General features: G+C 71.8%; 15 protein-coding genes. 10 read left to right on the forward strand and 5 right to left on the reverse strand.

Annotation, left to right across the window (positions count from 1 at the left end; all coding sequences use genetic code 11):
* Positions 1 to 62 precede the first annotated feature (62 nt).
* The 3 genes from Val02_RS29835 to Val02_RS29845 all read left to right on the forward strand — a co-directional run bounded on the left by Val02_RS29835 (position 63) and on the right by Val02_RS29845 (position 3,449).
* Positions 63 to 866, forward strand: a complete 804-nt coding sequence (locus tag Val02_RS29835; RefSeq protein WP_203902576.1) for a hypothetical protein — start codon at positions 63 to 65, stop codon at positions 864 to 866.
* Positions 857 to 2,566, forward strand: coding sequence for a peptidase M16 family protein (locus Val02_RS29840; protein ID WP_203902577.1), 1,710 nt, complete (start codon positions 857 to 859; stop codon positions 2,564 to 2,566). Before Val02_RS29835 ends, Val02_RS29840 begins: the two co-directional genes overlap by 10 nt.
* 190 nt (positions 2,567 to 2,756) lie before the next feature.
* Complete coding sequence (locus Val02_RS29845) at positions 2,757 to 3,449, forward strand: RNA polymerase sigma factor (RefSeq protein WP_203902578.1); 693 nt, start codon at positions 2,757 to 2,759, stop codon at positions 3,447 to 3,449.
* A gap of 170 nt (positions 3,450 to 3,619) precedes the next feature.
* Here the strand turns inward: Val02_RS29845 and Val02_RS29850 are convergent, their stop codons facing one another.
* The gene (locus Val02_RS29850; protein WP_239153431.1) at positions 3,620 to 4,024 is read right to left on the reverse strand and encodes a MarR family winged helix-turn-helix transcriptional regulator; all 405 of its coding nucleotides are present in this window, start codon (positions 4,022 to 4,024) and stop codon (positions 3,620 to 3,622) included.
* Positions 4,025 to 4,218: 194 nt separating this feature from the next.
* On the opposite strand from Val02_RS29850, the gene Val02_RS29855 reads away from it, so the two are divergent.
* The 3 genes from Val02_RS29855 to Val02_RS29865 are packed head-to-tail and all read left to right on the forward strand — an operon-like array spanning position 4,219 to position 7,021.
* Positions 4,219 to 5,427 (forward strand): PP2C family protein-serine/threonine phosphatase, encoded by a 1,209-nt coding sequence (locus Val02_RS29855; RefSeq protein ID WP_203902580.1) that lies wholly within the window; start codon positions 4,219 to 4,221, stop codon positions 5,425 to 5,427.
* Positions 5,424 to 5,762, forward strand: coding sequence for an STAS domain-containing protein (locus Val02_RS29860; protein ID WP_203902581.1), 339 nt, complete (start codon positions 5,424 to 5,426; stop codon positions 5,760 to 5,762). The genes Val02_RS29855 and Val02_RS29860 overlap by 4 nt, the downstream gene beginning before the upstream one ends.
* Positions 5,759 to 7,021 carry a VWA domain-containing protein gene (locus Val02_RS29865; protein ID WP_203902582.1) on the forward strand — a complete coding sequence of 421 codons (1,263 nt, stop codon included), beginning with the start codon at positions 5,759 to 5,761 and terminating at the stop codon, positions 7,019 to 7,021. The genes Val02_RS29860 and Val02_RS29865 overlap by 4 nt, the downstream gene beginning before the upstream one ends.
* On the opposite strand, the gene Val02_RS29870 is transcribed toward Val02_RS29865, so the two are convergent.
* Entirely contained in the window at positions 7,018 to 9,207 is a 2,190-nt protein-coding gene (locus tag Val02_RS29870) for a glycosyltransferase family 2 protein (RefSeq protein ID WP_239153432.1), read from the reverse strand. The two genes, Val02_RS29865 and Val02_RS29870, sit on opposite strands and share 4 nt — an antisense overlap.
* A 216-nt stretch (positions 9,208 to 9,423) precedes the next feature.
* On the opposite strand from Val02_RS29870, the gene Val02_RS29875 reads away from it, so the two are divergent.
* A complete protein-coding gene (locus Val02_RS29875) occupies positions 9,424 to 10,482 on the forward strand; it encodes a glycoside hydrolase family 6 protein (RefSeq protein ID WP_203902583.1) in 1,059 nt (352 codons plus the stop codon).
* Positions 10,483 to 10,489: 7 nt separating this feature from the next.
* On the opposite strand, the gene Val02_RS29880 is transcribed toward Val02_RS29875, so the two are convergent.
* The 3 genes from Val02_RS29880 to Val02_RS29890 form a co-directional block, all read right to left on the reverse strand.
* On the reverse strand, positions 10,490 to 11,446 hold the full coding sequence (locus Val02_RS29880; RefSeq protein ID WP_203902584.1) for an FG-GAP repeat domain-containing protein: 957 nt from the start codon (positions 11,444 to 11,446) through the stop codon (positions 10,490 to 10,492).
* An 87-nt stretch (positions 11,447 to 11,533) separates the two neighbouring features.
* Positions 11,534 to 13,483: a radical copper oxidase GlxA gene (gene glxA / locus Val02_RS29885; protein WP_239153433.1), complete on the reverse strand. Its 1,950-nt coding sequence runs from the start codon at positions 13,481 to 13,483 to the stop codon at positions 11,534 to 11,536.
* Between the two features lie 127 nt (positions 13,484 to 13,610).
* Positions 13,611 to 14,594: a hypothetical protein gene (locus Val02_RS29890; protein ID WP_203902586.1), complete on the reverse strand. Its 984-nt coding sequence runs from the start codon at positions 14,592 to 14,594 to the stop codon at positions 13,611 to 13,613.
* Positions 14,595 to 14,815: 221 nt separating this feature from the next.
* On the opposite strand from Val02_RS29890, the gene Val02_RS29895 reads away from it, so the two are divergent.
* The 3 genes from Val02_RS29895 to Val02_RS29905 all read left to right on the forward strand — a co-directional run bounded on the left by Val02_RS29895 (position 14,816) and on the right by Val02_RS29905 (position 19,434).
* Positions 14,816 to 15,940 (forward strand): magnesium and cobalt transport protein CorA, encoded by a 1,125-nt coding sequence (locus Val02_RS29895; protein ID WP_203902587.1) that lies wholly within the window; start codon positions 14,816 to 14,818, stop codon positions 15,938 to 15,940.
* 32 nt (positions 15,941 to 15,972) lie between these two features.
* Positions 15,973 to 17,784 (forward strand): DNA helicase RecQ, encoded by a 1,812-nt coding sequence (gene recQ, locus Val02_RS29900; RefSeq protein ID WP_203902588.1) that lies wholly within the window; start codon positions 15,973 to 15,975, stop codon positions 17,782 to 17,784.
* A gap of 171 nt (positions 17,785 to 17,955) precedes the next feature.
* The gene (locus Val02_RS29905; protein ID WP_203902589.1) at positions 17,956 to 19,434 is read left to right on the forward strand and encodes a methyl-accepting chemotaxis protein; all 1,479 of its coding nucleotides are present in this window, start codon (positions 17,956 to 17,958) and stop codon (positions 19,432 to 19,434) included.
* The last annotated feature ends 4 nt before the right edge of the window (positions 19,435 to 19,438 follow it).

Raw genomic sequence — 19,438 nt, forward strand, 5'->3', positions numbered from 1 at the left:
TCACGGGGCCACAACAGCTTAAGCCCGTCCCACCCGGGGCCGGAGGAACATAAGATCCCCTGGTGCTGTCCGTCGCCCGCCCGGATGTCGCGGCCCCGCTGGTGCCGCTGCACGCGGCCGTGCGCGCGGGGGACTGGCCGGCGGTGGCGGCGTTCTTCGCCGATCCGGCGCGGGAGCACCTGGTCGACTCGGCCGTGTTCATGATCGGTGAGCTGGACGGCGTGGAGGTGTTCCTCGGCGACGCGCTGGTGCGCCGGCCGGCGACGGAGACGCTGCCGCGGCTGCTGCTCGCCGCGCGGCTGATCCGCCAGGGCTGGGGTCCCGCGATCTCCGCCGATCACCTGCGCCGCGCCGAGCGCCTGCTGATCGAGACGACCGCGCGGGAACGCCACAACGCCGCCGCCTGGACCCAACGCCTGCGCACGGCGCGGGGCCTGCGGTTGGGGCGTTCGGAGGCGCGGCGGCGCTACGACGAGTGCGCGCGGCTGGACCCGCACCGGGTGGCCGCGCAGCGGCTGTACCTGAGGCAGCTGAGCCCGATGTGGGGCGGCAGCGTGGAGCTGATGTTCGGGTTCGCCCGGGAGTGCGTGGCGGCGGCGCCACCCGGGGCGGCCAACGGGGTGTTGATCGCCGACGCGCACCTCGAACGCCGCAGGGAACTGCCGCCCGGCCCCTACCTCGCCGACCCGGCCGTCCTCGCCGACCTGCACGCCGCCGCCCGCAGATCGGTGCGGCACCCGGACTCCCGCCCGGACGGCCAGTCCTGGGCGGACGCGCACCTGACCTTCGCGTCCGCGTTCCACCTGGCGGGTGACGACCGGGCGGCGGAGGCTCACCGGCGCGCCCTGGAAACCGCGTGGACCTGACGGTCACCGAGGTCGACGGGATCCCCGCGCTGCTCGCGCCGAGCGAGGGTCCGCTGCACGCGGGGCTGACGTTCCGGGTCGGCCGCGCCGACGAGCCGCTCACCCGGGCCGGCATCACCCACCTGGTCGAACACCTCGCCCTGCACCGGCTGGGCCTGACCGACTACCACTTCAACGGTTCGACCGGCACCGTCGGCACGCACTTCCACATGAGCGGGGACCGCACGGCGGTGGCCGGTTTTCTCACCGGGGTCTGCGACGCGCTGGCCGACCTGCCGTTCGACCGCCTGGAGACGGAGAAGTCGATCCTGCGCACCGAGGGCGCCGGCCGCGGCACGGTCGCGACGGACCGCCTCGCCGCGGTGCGCTACGGCGCGACCGGGTTCGGCCTGCCCAGCTTCGACGAGTGGGGCATTCACCAGCTCAGCGCCGAGGACCTGCGGCGGTGGGTGGGGACCTGGTTCACCGCGGCCAACGCGGTGCTCTGGATCGTCGGCGGCGAGGTCCCCGCCGGACTCCGGTTGCGCCTTCCGCCGGGGGAACGCCATGCGCTCCCCGACGCCACCCCGGTGCTCACGACGTTGCCGGCGTACCTGTCGGGGCCGGGCGCCGGCGTGGTCTTCGAGGCCGTGGTGGAACGCCGTCCGGCCGCCTCGCTGTACAGCGCGGTGCTGAAGCGGGAGCTGTTCCGCAGCCTGCGCCAGGAGGGCGGCTACTCGTACACGGCGGCGACGGCGTTCGACCCGATCGGCCCGCGCGCGGTGCTGACGGCGGTCGCGGACGCGCATCCGGACCAGCAGGACGCGGTGCTGGGCGGGTTCGTCGACTGCCTGATGCGGCACAGCGTCGGCACCGTCGAGGAGGAGGACCTGACGGCTGCCCGCGCGGCGGCCGAACGCGCCCTGCACCACCCGGACGACCTGCCGGCCCTGCTGATGCAGCGCGCGCTCGACCTGCTCACCGGCCGGCCGCTGCGCCCGGTCGAGGAACGCCTCACCCGCCTGCGCGCCGTCACCCGCGAGGATCTGCACGGGGTGGCCGTCGCCGCGTTGGAGTCCGGCCTGCTGCTCACCCCCCAGGGCCGAACGGCCGACTGGGCCGGCTTCGCCGAGGTGCCCTCCTGGACGGGCGCACCGGTCGACGGGGTGACGCTGGCCGTGCGGGACGATCCGCAGCTGCGCCTGCTGGTGGGGCGGCACGGGGTGTCGTTGGTGTCGCCGGCCGGCGCGCGCACGGTCCGGTTCGACGCGTGCGCCGCGGTGCTCGCCTGGCCGGACGGGGCCCGGCACCTGGTCGCCGCGGACGGCACGTCGGTGCGGATCGAACCGACGCTGCTGTCCGTCCCGCCGGGCGTGCTGCCCCGTCTGGACCGCGCGATCCCGCGGGAGGCCCTGGTGCGGATGCCGGCCCGGGACCCGTCGGTGATCCCGCGGCCGCGGCCCGTCGCGCCCCGGGCGCCGGTCGTGAGCCCGCCGGCCCCGGTCGCCCCGGTCGCCCGCACGCCGCGCGAGACGGCGATGGTGGTGCTGGCGGTGGTGTTCTCGATCGCGGCGTCGATCGGGCTGCTGGGGCTGATGGCGGTGGGGCTGGACGAGGAGGCCACGGCGGGGGACTGGGAACGGCTCGGTCTGGTGTGGACGGTCGCACTGGCGACCGGGCTGCCGATCGTGATCGTCCAGCGTCGCCGCCGATCCGGCTAGACCCGTTGGCTGTCGGGCTTCCGGCGGTACACCGTCGTCTTTTCCGGGTAGCCCGTCGGTCGTCGACGGGCGGCCGGCAGGTGTGCCCGGTCGGGCGGCGCGACGGTACCCGCGTTCGGGTCCCCGCCCGTACCCTCGACGTACGCGCCGGAGCGAGAAGGATGTCCGTGACGATCGCAATGACTGCCGGATGAACGGTTCCGACAGCCCGCCGGGCGTGGAGGATCCGGACGCCGACGCGTCGTTGACCCGCTGGGTGCTGCAGTTGGCGCGCCGGCGCGGGGTTTCCGAGGCGGAGATCGACGCCGGTGCGGTGGTGCGCCACGCGGCCGAGGCCGGCTGGGAACGCTGGTCCGCCAGCAACGTTCCGCCCGAGTGGCTGCGCGGTGTCGCGTATCCGACGCAGGATCCGTTGGCGGAGCGGCCCGGGCGCGTGTCGGTCGAGGAGACGTACCGCGCGTGGCGGGCGATGGCGGCGATCGCGCGGCTGCCCGAGCACCAGCGCATCGCCGTGTACCTGCACTACGTGTGGGGCTGGTCCGGCCCGGAGATCACCGACCTGCTCGACGGCGCCGACGGCGTGATCGCGAGCGAGTTCCAGCTCGGGGTGGTGCGCGGGCCGGCCACCACGGGGCTGCGGGCGTTCCGGGTCGACGACGACGCCTACGAGCCGCGGCCGCGCTCGTCGTTCACCTCGGGGCTGGTCAATCTGGTGCTGCTGACCGCCGTCCTGTGGGGCGTCCCGCTGCTGCTGGTGTGGTGGCTCGGTCCGGACAGCTGGTGGTACCTGCCGCTGTTCGTGGTGGTGTTCGTCGCGACCGGTGCCGCCGCCGTCTACGTCGCGCTTCTCCTGGGGGAACGCCGCCGGCGCGGCCGGAGCTGACCCGTCGCACTGTCCACTGTGGACGGTTCCTCGAATGAAGACCCCGCGATCGGGGTAGATGGATCGTGGCAGGTCGGGCTGGCACCGGGACGGTGTCGGTCCCTATTATGCTTGCCGCGCGACAAATAAATTTGCGCCGAGCGACGGAGGGACCGGGGGTGTGCGTACGATCAAGCGACCTCGTGTTCGGCGTCGCCGGCCCGGTCGGCCTCGCGCTGGAACTCCTGCAGCCCGGCCAGCAGCGCCCGGCGGCCCTCGGCACTCATCGAGCCGAGCACCCGGCCCAGCTCCGTGCGGCGGCACTCGCGCAGCTCGTCGATCAGCCGCTGTCCCTCGGCCGTGGGGCTCAGCTCCACCTCCCGCCGGTCGGTCGCACCCGCCCGGCGCCGGATCAGCCCGGCGGCCACCAACCGGTCGCACAGCCGGCTCGCCGACGACGGGATCGCGCCGAGCTCGTCCGCGAGCTGCGAGAGATTGGTCTTCTCGTGACTGTCGATGATGAGCAGCGCCCGCAGCTGCGACACCGACACGCGGGGCAGCACCGCCTCCTCGGCCCGCCCGAGAGCCAGGAGCAACGCGGCAGACGCGCTCTCGACGGCAGCGGCAACGGCTTCCGGATCGGCTTCAGGCGTCCCGGACAGAGCGACTCCCCTCGTGCGACCCCGCATGCGTGCGGAGCCGAGCGACGGCGGTGGTTCGTTGCTGGCGCGCCCCATTATCGCCCGTTCCTCTCCAAACCGCCCGTCGACCTCAACCCGGGAGGACTCCGGTGACCACGGTCAGCCGTTTCGTCCTGGCCCAACGTGCCATGTTCGCGGCCCCCGCGCACGCGTTGGTAGAGACCCTAGTCGCGAGCCTGCGCGAGCATTATGGCGTCACCGCGGCCGAACTGCTCATCGCCGACTACACCCAGGCGGTGCTGCGGCCCGTTCTCGATCCCGACGGGGAGCTGCCGGTCACCGGCACGGAGGCCGGTCGCGCCTACGCGGAGCAGCGCGTCATCACCCGCGACACGCAGATCCTGCTTCCGGTGACCGCCCGCGGTGACCGCATCGGCGTGCTGCGCCTCGAACGCCCCGAGCCCTTCGACGTCGAGGCGGAGGACGAACTCGTCGACCTGACCGTCGCGCTCGCCCACGACCTGCGCGCCGCCGACGAGATCACCGGCCGCTACCGGGCGGCCCGCCGGCGGGACCGGCTCACGCTCGCCGCCGAGATCCAGTGGCACCTGCTGCCCGGGCGTTCGGTCACGCGAAAGGAGTACGTGCTCGCCGGCCAGCTCGAGCCCGCGTACGCGGTGCGCGGCGACAACTTCGACTGGTCCAGCGAGGCCGATCACCTGATCGTCAGCGTCACCAACGGATTCGGCGAGGGCGTGGAGGCCGCACTGCTCACCTCCCTCGCCGTGAACGCCATGCGCAACGCCCGCTTCGCCGGAGCCTCCCTCGCCGACCAGGCCCGCCTGGCGGACGAGGCGGTGTACGCGGCGCACCGGGGCAAGCAGCACGTCTCCACGCTGCTGCTGCGCTTCGACGTCGCCACGGGCCTGGTGAGCGCGGTCGACGCCGGTTCGCCGATGCTCATGCGGCTGCGCGGGGACAGGGTCGAGGAACTCCCGCTCGACGCGCAGCTGCCGCTGGGCATGTTCGAGTCGACCGCGTACGAGGAGCAGACGTTCCAGATCCTGCCCGGCGACCGGCTCTTCATCCTCAGCGACGGCGTGCACGACGCCCGCTACGAGGGGCTGACCTACCGGGAGGAGGGCCGGCTGCGCCAGACCATCTCCGCGACGCGGCGGCTGCCCCCGGGCGAGGCGATCCGGGCGGTGCTCGGCGATCATGCCGTGTTCCGGCGCAGCCTGCCGCACGACGACGACTGCGCGGTGGTGTGCCTGGACTGGCGCCGCACGGCCACTCCCGACGAACCGGAGATGGGTCTGGCCGGCGTGGCCGTCGCGACTACCCGACCCCTGCGGTGAGCCGGGCGCACGACGTTCCCCCGCTGGGTGTAGAACGCGCCGACGAGCCCGGCGGGCACCGGATCAGGGTGACCGGCGAACTGGACGTGGCCACCAACGAACGGCTCGCCGAGGTCCTGCGCGACGCGATCCGCACCCACGAACGGGTGATCGTCGACCTCGCCGGGGTCGGCTTCCTCGACGCCGGCGCGGTCGGGACGCTGGTGGCCGCCGAGGCCGACGCGCGCGGGCGGGGCCGCGTCCTGGTGATCGACCGCGCCCACGGACCGGTGCTGCGCCTCCTCACGCTGGTCGGCGTCCTGACTCGCCTGCAGGGCCTAAACTCCGCCGGGTGATCGCTTTACAGCGCGGGATGAACGCCGGGCTCGCCGGCAGCGGCCCCTACACGGTGGTGGTGACCCACGAGCCCGGGCCCGAGGTGGACCTGACCGGCTTCGCGCTCACCGCCGCCGGCACGGTGACCGGCGACGAGGGCATGTGCTTCTACAACCAGCCGCAGCTGCCGGGGCTGCGCTGGCTGCCGACCGAGTCCCCGCCCGGCGCCACCCGGCACGGGCTCGTGGTCGACCCGTCCGGCTGGGCGCCCGGCATCGTGCGCACCCGGATCGGGCTGACCGTGGCGGACGGGACGTTCGGGGCGGTGCGCGGGCTCGCCGCCGCCGTTCACGACGCCTCCGGTGCGGAGCTGGCCCGGCTGGACCTGTCCGGCCTCGGCCCGCAGAACGCCCTCATCGTCGGGGAGGTGTACCTGCGCGACGGTGCGGTGAAGGTGCGGTGCGTGGGGGAGGGGTTCACGGACGGCCTGCGCGGGCTGGCGCTCGACGCGGGCGTGGCCGTCGAGGAGGAAGAGCCACCCGCCCCGGCGGCTGCGGCGGCTCCCGAGAACAAGGCGCGCGCGATCTCCCTCGTCAAGCCGCCCGCCGGCGCACCGCCCGTCGACCTGCGCAAGCACGAGGTCGCCGTCGCACTGGTGAAGAACCGCCTGGACGGCAGGACGTTCCGGGTGGTGCTCGCCATCGACTGCAGCGGCTCCACCAAGCACCTGTTCCGCTCCGGCGTCATGCAGCGCTCGCTGGAGCGCATGGTCCCCATCGCCGAACTCCTCGACGACAACGGCGAACTGGAGGTGTGGTTCTTCGGCGACTTCCCGGTGCGTTCGCAGCCGGTGACCGTGCGCACCATGCAGGACTACCTGGAGCGCAACGCCGCCGACAAGAAGCGCGCCGAGGGCGGCAACTACGAACCCCGGGTGATGAAGGAGATCGTCGACTGGACCAGGGCCGAGCCGTCGCCGTACCCGACGCTGGTGCTCTTCTGGTCCGACGGCGGGGTGCACGCCGAGAAGAAGATCTTCGAGACGCTGGTGAAGTCCAGTTCTTTGCCGGTGTACTGGATGTTCCTCGGATTGGGCCGGGCGGACTACGGTGCGCTCGCCCGGCTCGACAACGTGCGGGGCGGCGTCGTGGACAACGCGGGCTTCATCCCGATCGACGACATCGACGCGGTCGCCGACCGTGACCTCTACGGCTGGATCTTCGGGAACTTCGTGAGCCCCTGGGTGGCCGCGGCGACCACGGCCGGCGTCCTGCGTTAGCTCTCGTCGGGCGGCTGCTCGATCCCGCGCGGGACGCGGAGCCTCGGCACCGACGGGAGTTCGATGCGCTGGGTGCGGGCGATCGCCAGGTCCGGCGCCGGCCCGTCGACCGGCGCGGCCGGCGGCTCGTCGAAGACCGGCACGATCCCCGGTCCCAGGGCCGGCACGGCGTCGCTCCCGGCCCGCGGCGCGGGCACCGCCGGCAGTTCGTCACGCGTGCCCGGCCGCTCGTCGGAGTCGCCCAGCGCGGGCTCGATCGGGGCCTTGCGCTGGCCCGGGAGGTCCACCGTGCGCGGGAAGATCAGCGTGGCGCCGACGTCGGCGTGCTGACCGCCCCGGCGCGCGGCGATGTGCTCGGCGAGCAGGGCGTTCGGGATCTCCATCGTGATGTCGCCGGCGTGGTCCGGCGTGCCGGCCTGCTTGACCGGCGGGGGAGCGCTGATGCTCGGCCAGTCCTCGCGGCGCACGCCCTTCCACTCCTCCCAGCGCCACATGACGATCGGGGCGAGACAGACCAGCAGCGACATGCAGGGCCACAGCAGCGCGGCCGGGCTCGCGTACTCCCGCACGAACGACGTCACGATCGCGCCGACCAGCAGCACCCCCCAACCGAGATGGTTGCGGAACGTCCGCAGCCCGTCGCTGCTGGTCGAGGAGCCCTTCGGCGTCACCACGAACTTCGCCGGCCGCCGGAACACCGTGCTGAACAGCTGGATCGCGTAGATCGGCGCCGCGATGATCGACATCGCCATGCCCTTGATCCCACGGGAGCCCGGCGGCTCGTAGGGACTCACGTTGTAGCGCCGGTTGAGGATGTACAGCCACAGCGAGAACGCCGTCGCGTCCACGTACAGCGCGAACCAGATCTGCGGCGTGATGATCATGCCGCTGACGCCGAGCCCGAGGAAGAGCACCCCGTTGACGGTGCCCAGGATCCAGCCCAGCGCCATCGACGGGTAGAACGTCGTGATCAGCAGGTAGTGCAGCATCCCGCCGGGCGACAGCTTGAAGAAGCGCTGCCAGAAGGTCCACGACAGGATCTCGAACGTGCCGCGCGACCAGCGCCGCTGCTGGCTGAAGTAGTCGCTCCAACTGGACGGCCCCTCGCCGGCGGAGAGCACGTCCGGCGTGTACACCGACTTCCAGCGCCGTCCGGTCTCCGGGTTGCGGCTGGTGTGCACGGTCAGGCCGGTGGCCATGTCCTCGGTGATCGAGTCGGACAGGCCGCCGATGCTGCGCAGCGCCGAGATGCGGATCGCGTTGTTGGTGCCGACCAGCATCGAGGTGCCGTAGGTGTTGGCCGCCCGCTGGATCACGCTGTGGAACGGGAACTGCTGCGACTCGGCCGCCCGGGTCACGAACGCCTCGCCGTTCTTGTAGCACTGCGGGCCGACCGCGTACGCCACGTCGGGATCGCGGAAGTAGCCGAGGATGCGTTCGGCGAAGTTGGCCAGCGGCACGTGGTCCGGGTCGACCGAGAGGAACACGTCGTAGTCGTCGCCGTGGCGATCCATCCACGCGTTGTAGTTGCCGTGCTTGGTCTTCGCCTTGAACGCGCCCTTCGGCTGGTTGTACCGCTCGACGCCCTTGCGGGTGAAGTGGCGGATGGAAAGGGCCTCGCAGGTCGCCTTGACCTCGTCGTCGTCGCCCTCGTCCAGGAGCCAGATGTCGAACGTGCCCCGGTGGCGGATCCGCTTGGCGGCGCGCAGCGTGTCGCGCACCACGGAGATCGGCTCCTTGCTCGGCACGATGGTCGTCAGGAACGCCACGCGCAGCTTCGGGTCGGGCGTCACGGGGATCGGGTCGCGGGCCGTGATCGAGGCGAGCGACAGCGACAGGACGTTGACCAGGCGCAGCAGCTCGACGACGGCGATGGAGCCGATGACGAAGACGTTCGCGACGCGGGCCGCCTGCGCCACCGGGCCCGGGTTGGTGGGCGCGAAGTGATCCGGCTGCATGAGCCAGAGGAAGAACAGCACCTCGAAGATGATGTTCAGCACGGCGATCGCGACCGCGCCGGCCGTGCGCCGCCCGCCACCGCCGCCGTCGACCTTGCGCATCGGGCGGTACTTCACCCGGTAGGAACCGTCGGTCGGTGGCGCGCTCAGGGAGCCGGCGAGGCGGCTGAAGGTCTCCAGGCGAGCCCAGGAGCGTCCGTACACCGGGATCTCGAACGGCTCGGTCAAACCGGTTCCCTTCGTTGCGCTCGGCGGACCGGACCAGCCGTCCGGCGAACCCCGGCAGCATAGGGTGAGGATGTTGCGGAGGGGTACCCGCAAAAGCGACGGATGTCGGAATGAGCCGTTTTTTGTGGCCAAAAATGGCCTGAAAAACACCGGTTCGGGTGCCTGCGCTAAGGTCGGCACTTCCGTGGTGAACGCGAGTGGGAAGAGGCCGACGCGATGAGGCAGCGCTGGCGGACGTTCCTGGCGGGTGCGCTCGTGGCCGTGATGGCCGGCTGCACGTCGGACCAGGGCTCCTCGGACGGCCCGGCGGCATCGCCGGCGCCCTCGGGCGACAGCGGCGGCGGGGGCTCCGCCACCCAGCCCTCCGGCGACAACCCGCTCGCCGGGCAGACCCTGTTCGTCAACACCGCCAACCCGGCGGTCTCCCAGGTGGCGGCCTGGGAGAAGGACAAGCGCACCGCCGACGCCACCGAGCTGAAGAAGATCGGCGAACGGCCCAACGCGGAGTGGCTGGCCGGCGGCGGCACCGGTGTCGGCGCGCGGGTCGACGACCTGCTCGGCAAGGCCGCCGCCAAGAAGCAGCTGCCGGTGCTGGTGGCGTACAACGTGCCGGATCGCGACTGCGGCCAGTACAGCGCGGGCGGTGCCGGTTCGGCGGACGAGTACCGGCAGTGGATCCGGTCGTTCGCCGGCGGGATCAAGGGGCGGCCGGCGGTCGTGATCCTCGAACCCGACGCCGTCGCGCACACGCTCGAGGGCTGCGCCGACAACGCCACGGAACGCTACGCCGTCATCACCGACGCGGTGAACGTCCTCAAGGCGGCCGGCGCCCGGGTCTACGTCGACGCCGGCCACCCCAACTGGATCGGCGACGTCAACAAGCTCGCCGGCGCGTTGAAGAACGCCGGGATCGCCAAGGCCGACGGCTTCTCCCTCAACGTCTCGAACTTCGTGCGCACCGCCGACAACGTCACCTACGGCGACAAGCTCAGCGACGCGCTCGGCGGCAAGACCCGCTACGTCATCGACACCAGCCGCAACGGCGCCGGCCCATACGACGGCGGCACGACCGTGAACGGCGGCCCGAGCTGGTGCAACCCGCCCGGTCGGGCCCTGGGCGAGGCGCCGACGGTGCGCACCGGCAAGGAACGGGTCGACGCGTTCCTGTGGGTGAAGCGCCCCGGCGAGTCCGACGGTGCCTGCCGACCCGGGGAGCCGCCCGCCGGCACCTGGTGGCCCGAGTACGCCCTGGAACTGGCCAAGCGCTCCAGGTAGCGATTCACTACACCGCGCGCCGGATGGCGATGCCCGTCGCGTTCACTGCGATGGCGTCGGCCGCGCCGTCGCCGGTGACGTCGGCGAACGCCTCGTACGGCGGGTAGGTGCCGTTGAACGGCTCCCACGTCCACGTCTCGTGCCCGCCGAACGACGTCCCCGTGGACCGGCGCACGGTGATCCCCGCCTGGTCGACCACGACCGCGTCGGCGAGCCCGTCGCCGGTGACGTCCGCGACGTGCGTGGAGTGGTACCCGGTGAACGGGTCAACGGTCCACTGCTCGTTCGGCGCGAACGCGGTGCCGGTGGAGCGCCGTACCGTGACGCTCGAGTCGTTGAAGACGATCGCGTCGGCCCGCCCGTCGCCGGTCACGTCCGCGAAGATCGTCTCCCGGGTGCCGTAGTAGGGCCCGGCGGTCCACGTCTCGTTCGCCCCGAACGCCGTCCCGGTCGAGCGGCGCACCGTGATCCCCGCGTGGTTCACCACGATCGCGTCGGCCCGCCCGTCGCCGGTCACGTCGGTGAACGCCTGGAACGGCGCGTGGTTGCCGTAGTACGCGTTCGTCGTCCAGCTCTCGTTCGGCCCGAACGCCACCCCGGTCGAGCGGCGCACCGTGACGCCCCCGTCGTTGACCACGATCGCGTCGGCCCGCCCGTCGCCGTCGACGTCGGCGAAGTAGGTGCCCCGGCTGCCGTAGTACGGGTTGGTCGTGAAGCTCTCGTTGGCGCCGAACGACCATCCCGTCGAGCGCCGCACCGTGAGGCCGGACGTGTTGACCACGATCGCGTCGGCCAGGCCGTCACCGGTCACGTCGGCGAACGCGCCGAACGGCACCCGATTTCCGTAGTAGGGGCCGTCGGCCCAGGTCTCCGGCGGCGCGAAATCCGCCTGCGCCGCACCCGGTGCCACCAGCATCGCGGCGCACGTCACGAGCGCCACCACGCATGCGCGAACGACTCTCATCTCTGCCTCCCCCGTGGAGCAGTCGGACTGTGCCGTCCAGCCAACCCGCGGGGGAGCCGCAGCGATACCGATCGTCCGTGATCCGACCTACGCTTTCACGTTGATCCAGCGGGCCACCGAGGGGACGCCGTCGCGGTCGGTCACGAACAGCATGTACGGTCCCTCCGGCACCAGCGCCGCGCTCGCCGGCACCGTGACGCTGATCCCGGCGCCGTCGGCCTTCAGGTCCAGGGCGAGCGAACGCTGGTCGACGTTCAGCATGTGGGTGGCGGACGACGGGCGGATGAGCCGCGCCGAGGCGATCCGGCCGGCGTCGCCGGTGACGAACGCGGCCGTCCCGCCGCGCTTGACCTCGGCCGGGCCGTCGCCGAGCACCGGCCGGGCGCCGCGGAACAGGTACGCCGGCGTGAACAGCTCGATGCGCTGCTCGAACTCCCCGGTGATGGTGTTCTTCTTGTCGCGGAACAGCGGGTCGGAGCCGACCGTCAGCACGCGGCCGTCCGGCAGCAGCAGCGCGGAGCTGTGATAGTTGCGGCCCACCCGCGGGTCGGCGGCCACGCTCAGCGTGCGGGTGTCCGGGTGGAAGATGCGGGCGGTGTGGTTGTCGGAGGAGCCGCGGCCCCGGTAGTCGCGGGAGCCGTTCGTGATCAGCGTGGTGTCGTCGGGCAGCGTCACCAGGTTGGGGTAGCGGGTGCCCTCCGGCAGGTCGGGGCCGGGCGTGAAATGCGGCTGCCCGTCGTTGAGCTTGACCAGGTCGATCCGCTTCGTGGACTTCTTCGACTCGCCGACCCCGCCGCCGCCGACGACCATCACGGTCTGGTCCTGCACCGGGCCGACCCAGGAGGACATGCTCGTCTCCATCTGGTCGGGGTCGCGCAGGCCGGGCACCTTCGTGAAGCCGTTGTCGTTGAGGTTCCACAGGCCGGGCTCGCGGCCCTTGTCCTCGGGGCCGTAGCCGGCGTTCGACCCGGAGTAGAAGACGACGCCCTCCCGGTCCGTCTGGAAGAGCGACGGGTAGGTGGGGAAGTAGCGGTCCAGGTCCTTGCGGACCGTCCAGGTCTTCGTCTTCGGGTCGTAGACCTCGTTCTGGGAACCGTCGACGACCTGCCCGCTGCCGTCGAGCCCGCTGACCGCCAGCACCTTGCCGTCGGCGAGTCCGAGCAGGGTCGGGTACCAGCGCTTCTCGTGCATGTCCGCGACCCGCTCGTAGCGCTCCGTCAGCGGGTTGAACTCGTACGTCTCCTTGCGACCCTGGTAGTCCTGCTTGTCCATGGTCATCTTCTGCGAGAGGCCGTAGATGTTCTGCGCGTCGGCGCCGGTCAGTCCCTCGACGCGGTACTGCCGGGGCTGGTCGGTGACGTAATCCTTGCCCTTCTCCGCCGCGTCGACCCAGACCGTGGTCTGGCTGGCGGTGACCGTGACGACGCCGGGGTCGTTCTTCTTGACGATCGGCGTGACGGTCTTGGTGGCCGGCTCCACGGTGATGTCGTCGCCGGTGACGAACTTCTTCCCGTCCGGCCCGACGAAGACCGTGCCCTTGGGGAGGTGGCGCGCCTGGCCGTCGGGCGACTCGTTCTTGACCGTCATCGTGCCGCCGGCCCGGTCGACGGCGGGCGGCAGGAGCTCGTAGCGCAGCGTGCCGCCGGCGACGAGAAGTTTGCCGTCCGGCAACATCGTGTGGCCGGCGCAGAACAGGTCGGTCGGCGTGGGCACCTGCGTCGTCTGGCCCGAGGCCGGGTCGAAGACGACCGTCTTGAACGTGCCGGCGGTGAACATGTCCCGGTTGTTGCCGGAGCCCGCGATCAGCAGGATCTTGCCGGTCGGCAGCACGGCCGAGTGGATGGCGTTGACGCGCTGGCCCTTGGGCAGCTCGATCACCTGCCAGAACCCGTTTTCCCGCTTGTACTCCGCGCTGTTGACCTTGCGCTCGTGCGCCCAGTCGGTGATGGCCGCGTACGCCGGCGGGACGTTCGCCGCGCCGAGTACCGCCGCGGCTACCAGTGGTAGCACGATGTGCTGACGGAAACGGTGCTGCACGGGGTGTTCCACACGGCCTCCAGGACATGCCTTCGGTCTGGACCCGAAGACCGTAGAGGCCGGTTCGCCGGAATTCAATTCGGGGAATGGCTCTATTTTGGTTAATCCCGGCATTTGGCGCCAGGTTTCACCTGCCAGGAATCGGCAGACTCCTGGTCAAGTCGGTCAGGGTGCGAGTGGCGTTCGCGTACGAGGTCCCGTCGGGGTGCAGCGAGAGCACGACGACGATGACCCGGTCGTCCGCGCCGACCGTTCCCGTCGTGTGCAGGACCTCGCCCGCCATGTCGGCGTCCGTCAGTCCCGGCGGGTTCGCCCGCGCATTTGCCGGGGGAACGACATAAGCCGCGGGAACGCCCGGAGCCGGGGCCGTGCCCGGGGTGCACGGCTGGGCCGGGTTGTCCCCGAAGCCCGACCAGCCCTGCTTCACCGCGAACGGCTTCGGCACCGACGACGGGATCCCGAACGACTGGTCGTACCGGTCGGTGGCGCAGCGGTACGCCAGCCGCAGGTTGCCCATCACGAACTCGCGCACCGGCGCGGGCGCCTCGTCCAGCAGGTAGCGGTAGGTGCGCACGATGTCAGCGGTGCTGATCACCGTGTAGCCCCAGTAGCCGGGCTGCTCGGCGGGCGGCGGCGCGGAGCCGGTCAGCCCGAGCCGGGACACCATCCGCGAAACGACCGCCCGTTGCCCGCCGCGCTTCCAGAAGTCGATCGCGATTTTGTCGTCGCTGCCGCGCAGCATCACGTCCAGCCGCGTCCGGTCCGCCGCCGGAACGGCCTCCGGGCTCTTGCCCCACAGCAGGTCCAGCACGATCCACAGCTTCACGATCGACGCCGACCGGAACTTCTTCGCGGCGTTCTGGTTGACCGCGTACGCCTGCGTCCGCCGATCGAACACCACGATGCCCGCCGTGACCCCCCGCGGCACCGCGATCTCCTTCGGCGCCACCGGCGACGGAGACGGGGAAGGCGACTCCGCGACCGGCGCCGAGGCGGACGGCGCGGTGGATGCCGGCTCGGCCTGAGCGGGCGATTCGCGCGAGGCCTCCCCGCACCCGGCCGCGAGAAGCGCCACGAGCGCGGCGAGCGGGGCGAGCCGGCGAACAAGCACGGCACAGTCTAGGAGGCGCCGGAGGGATTCGCGGCGCGACTCACGGGCGGCGCGGCACGACGGATCCGGCCGCCGGAGGCGCCGCGAGTGGACACGGACGTGAAAGCGTAGGCCCGTAGGGCCCAGCGGTGCGGCCCGGGAGGCAACGGTCACGCCTCCGACGGACCCGCGAAATGAAAACCTTGCGGTTGATCGCGGCGACGGTGGGGGAAGGTTGGGCTATGGACGTGCGAAAGGCCACCGTTTCCCTGCTGCGACGCAAGCCGCATCCCACCGAGGAGCCGGTGGTGGAGCCGACGCCGGAGAAGACCCCTCGGGCGATCGACGAGGTGATCGGGGACTGCGCGGTCTACGAGCAGGGCCGGCGGAAGCCGGGCAAGATCCCCTTCGACGAGCTGGGCCGCGCCGTCTCCGGCACCGACGGTTTCGTCTGGATCGGCCTGCAGCGGCCCACGGCCGAGGAGATCGCGGTCGTCGCCGCCGAACTGTCCCTGCCGGAGCTGGCCGTCGAGGACGCCGTGCAGGCGCACCAGCGACCCAAGCTGGAGACCTACGACGGCATGGTCTTCGCGGTGCTGAAGCCGGTGCGCTACATCGACCGCGAGGAGGTGCTGGAGGTCGAGGAGATCGCGATCTTCCTGGGCCCGAAGTTCGTCGTGACGGTGCGCCACGGGGAGAGCAAGGTGCTCGGCCGGGTCCGCCACGAACTCGAGGACCCCTCGTCGTACCTGCACAGGTTCGGCCCGGCCGGGGTGCTGTACCGGGCGGCGGACCTCATCGTCGACGGCTACGAGGAGGCCATCACCTGCGTCAACACCGACGTCGACGAGATCGAGGAACAGGTCTTCGGTGACGACGACACCGACCACGCGCGGCGCATCTACAAGCTGAAGCGGGAGGTGGCCGGGTTCCGGCGGGCGGTGCTGCCGCTCGGGGCGCCGCTGCAGCGCCTCGCCGAGGGCACCGTCGCCGGCGTCGACCCCGCCACCAGCCCGTACTTCCGCGACGTGCACGACCACCTGTTGCGCGCCGGTGAGGCGATCGAGGGCCACGACCGGCTGCTCAGCGACGTGCTGCAGGCGGACCTGAGCCGGGTCGGCGTGCGCCAGAGCGAGATCGCCGTCGAGCAGAACGAGGTCGCCGCCCGCCAGAACGAGGACATGCGCAAGATCTCGGCGTGGGCGGCGATGGGCCTGGTGCCCACCGCGATCGCCGGCATCTACGGGATGAACTTCGACCACATGCCGGAACTGCACTGGCGCTACGGCTACTTCCTGATCCTGGGCGTGATGGCCACGGCCTGCACGGGGCTGTACGTCATGTTCAAGCGCAACGGCTGGTTGTAAGAGTTGTCGGGGGTCCCGCCTACACTCGCCCGATGGATTCCGCTCTTGACGCCTCCCTCGACGTACTCCGCCGCGTGTTCGGCTACGAGTCGTTCCGGGGGCCACAGGCGGACATCATCGGGCACGTGGCCGGCGGCGGGGACGCCCTGGTGCTCATGCCGACCGGCGGCGGCAAGTCGCTGTGCTACCAGATCCCCGCGTTGGTGCGCCCCGGCGTCGGGGTGGTGATCTCGCCGCTGATCGCGTTGATGCAGGACCAGGTGGACGCGCTGAAGGCGCTGGGCGTGCGGGCCGGGTTCCTCAACTCCACGCAGGACCTGGACGAGCGGCGGCTGGTCGAGCAGGAGTTCGTCGCGGGGGAGATCGACCTGCTGTACCTGGCCCCGGAGGCGCTCGGCACCGGCGGCGTGCAGCGGCTGCTCGACCGCGGCAAGATCGCGCTGTTCGCCATCGACGAGGCGCACTGCGTCGCCCAGTGGGGCCACGACTTCCGGCCCGACTACCTCAACCTGTCGATGCTGCACGAGCGCTGGCCGGACGTTCCGCGCATCGCGCTGACCGCCACCGCGACCGAGGCCACCCGGCAGGAGATCGCGCAGCGGTTGCGGCTGACCGAGGCGCGGCACTTCGTGGCCAGCTTCGACCGGCCCAACATCCAGTACCGGATCGTGCCCAAGGCCAGCCCGCAGAAGCAGCTGCTCGACCTGCTGCGCACCGAGCACGCCGGCGACGCCGGGATCGTCTACTGCCTGTCGCGGGCCAACGTGGAGAAGACGGCGGAGTTCCTGACCGCCAACGGCGTCGCCGCGCTGCCGTACCACGCGGGGCTCGACGCGCGCACCCGCGCGCGCAACCAGAGCCGGTTCCTGCGCGAGGACGGGCTCGTCATGTGCGCGACGATCGCGTTCGGCATGGGGATCGACAAGCCCGACGTGCGCTTCGTCGCCCACCTCGACCTGCCCAAGTCCGTCGAGGGGTACTACCAGGAGACCGGCCGGGCCGGGCGCGACGGGCTGCCCTCGACCGCGTGGCTGGCGTACGGCCTGCAGGACGTGGTGCAGCAGCGCCGCCTGATCGACACGTCCGAGGGCGACCAGCGGCACCGGCGCAACCTCGCCGCGCACCTCGACGCGATGCTGGCCCTCTGCGAGACCGTCGAGTGCCGCCGGGTGCGGCTGCTGGCGTACTTCGGCCAGACCGGCAAGGCGTGCGGCAACTGCGACACCTGCATGTCGCCGCCGGAGTCCTGGGACGGCACGATCGCCGCGCAGAAGTTCCTGTCGACGGTGTACCGGCTCAAGAGCGAGCGCAACCAGAAGTTCGGCGTCGGGCAGTCCGTCGACATCCTGCTGGGGCGGCGCACCGACAAGGTGGCGCAGTTCCGGCACGACGAGCTGTCCGTCTTCGGGATCGGGGACGACCTCAGCGAGGCCGAGTGGCGGGCGGTCGTGCGGCAGCTGCTGGCGCAGCAACTGCTGGCCGTCGAGGGCGAGTTCAACACGCTGGTGCTCACCGAGGCCAGCGGCGAGGTGCTCGGGCGGCGCCGCGAGGTGATGCTGCGCAAGGAGCCCGCCCGGCCGGCGCGCGCCGCCCGGACCCCGAAGGCGGCGGCCGTCGAGCTTTCGCCGGAAGCGGCGCCGGTCTTCGAGAAGCTGCGCGCGTGGCGGGGCGCCACCGCCAAGGAGCAGGGCGTGCCGGCGTATGTGATCTTCCATGATGCGACGTTGCGCGAGATCGCCACGCGTGCGCCCGCGTCCCTGGCCGAGCTGGGCACGATCAGCGGCGTCGGGGAGAACAAGCTCGCGAAGTTCGGGGCCGCCGTCCTCGAGGTCCTCAGGTCGTAGACAGCCGCGTCAAATACCCGAAAAAGGCGGTCCTACTCAGGATCGCCCGCATCGTGCCGAATGACATCCGAACGGATTTCCCCATGCCGGCCGGAGGGCGACGCGATGGACCAGGTAGCCGGGATCGGGTACACGGCGCGTTCACGAGGCTCAGGTATCACCGTGGGCGCGGTGGTGACCGGAGTTCTCTGGGCGGCCGCGCTGGGCTTCGCCCTCACCGAACTGGTCGGCGGGGGCACCGCCCGGGGCCGCACACTGGCCGGGCTCTGCCTGGTCACCAGCGCGGCGGCCGTCGTGGTGGGCGGCATGTGGCGCCGCACCGTCCGCGCCGAACTGGCAGCCGCCCGCGGCGGCCGCGGCAACGGGGCCGACGACCGGCTCCGGGCGACGCTGAAGCGCGTGGCGCACAGCTCGGCCGGGCTCTCCGCCGGGCGCACCGGCATCCACGACGTCAGCGAGTCGATGTCCGGCCGGGTGGAGAGCACCGCCGGCCTGGCCGTCGGCGCCGTCGACACCACCGAACAGGTCAACGACAGCATCCGCGCGGTGGCCGAGAGCGCCGACCAGCTCACCTCCGCGATCGGCTCGGCCGCCGAGCACGCCGCGCGGGTGCTGCAGACCACCGACGCCGCGATCGGGCAGGCCCGGCACGCCGCCTCCACGATCGCGACGCTGCGCGACTCGTCCCAGCAGATCGAGCACGTCGTGGGCCTCATCGAGACCATCGCGGGCCAGACCCGCATGCTCGCCCTCAACGCCACCATCGAGGCGGCCCGGGCCGGTGCGGCGGGGCGCGGGTTCGCCGTCGTCGCCGACGAGGTGCGCGCGCTCGCCCAGGCGACCTCGGAGGCGACCACCGACGTCACCCGCTCCGTCGTGGCCATCCAGTCCGGTTCCAACGAGGCCCAGTCGGCCATCTCGGCGATCGTCGAGACCATCGAGGGGATCGCCGGCAACCAGACCGCCATCGCCGCCGCCGTCGAGGAACAGGCCGCGACGACCAGCGAGATCCAGCGGAACGCCCAGGACGCCGCCTCCGGCGCCGGCAACATCGTCGACAGCATCCGTTCGCTGGCCGACGCCGCGCGCGTCTCGGCCGCCTCCGGCGCCCAGATCAGGACCACCATCGGCGAACTGGCGGAGATCGGCAAGGACCTGGAGACCCTGCTCGACGGGTACGACGTCGACGAGCTGCTGGCCGAACTGGCCCGCGAGACCCCGCCGAAGGTCGTCCCGACGGCCGAGACCCGGGGCGGTGTCACCTACGTCGAGGACTACGTGACGGGCAGCGGCAACGCGCAGTTCGAGTACATCGGCTCGTGGTGCCACTCCGGCGCCAACGCCGAGACCAGCGGCACCAACACGTACAACATCACCCCGGACGACGTGGCCCGCATCCGGTTCACCGGCACCAAGGTGCGCTTCTACGCGATCACCGGCCCCAACCACGGCATCGGCGCGGTCTCCCTCGACGGCGGCCCCGAGACCCTGGTCGACATGTACAGCCCCGAACGCCGCTCCGGCGTGAAGCTCTACGAGAGCCCGACCCTGCCGCGCGGCCAGCACACGCTCACGATCCGGGTCACCAACCGGTGGAACCCGCAGTCGCGCTACGGCTGGGTCACGATCGACCGCGTCGAGTTCGAGTGAGGCG

It is taken from the genome of Virgisporangium aliadipatigenens, from assembly GCF_016863615.1.
GTDB lineage: Bacteria > Actinomycetota > Actinomycetes > Mycobacteriales > Micromonosporaceae > Virgisporangium > Virgisporangium aliadipatigenens.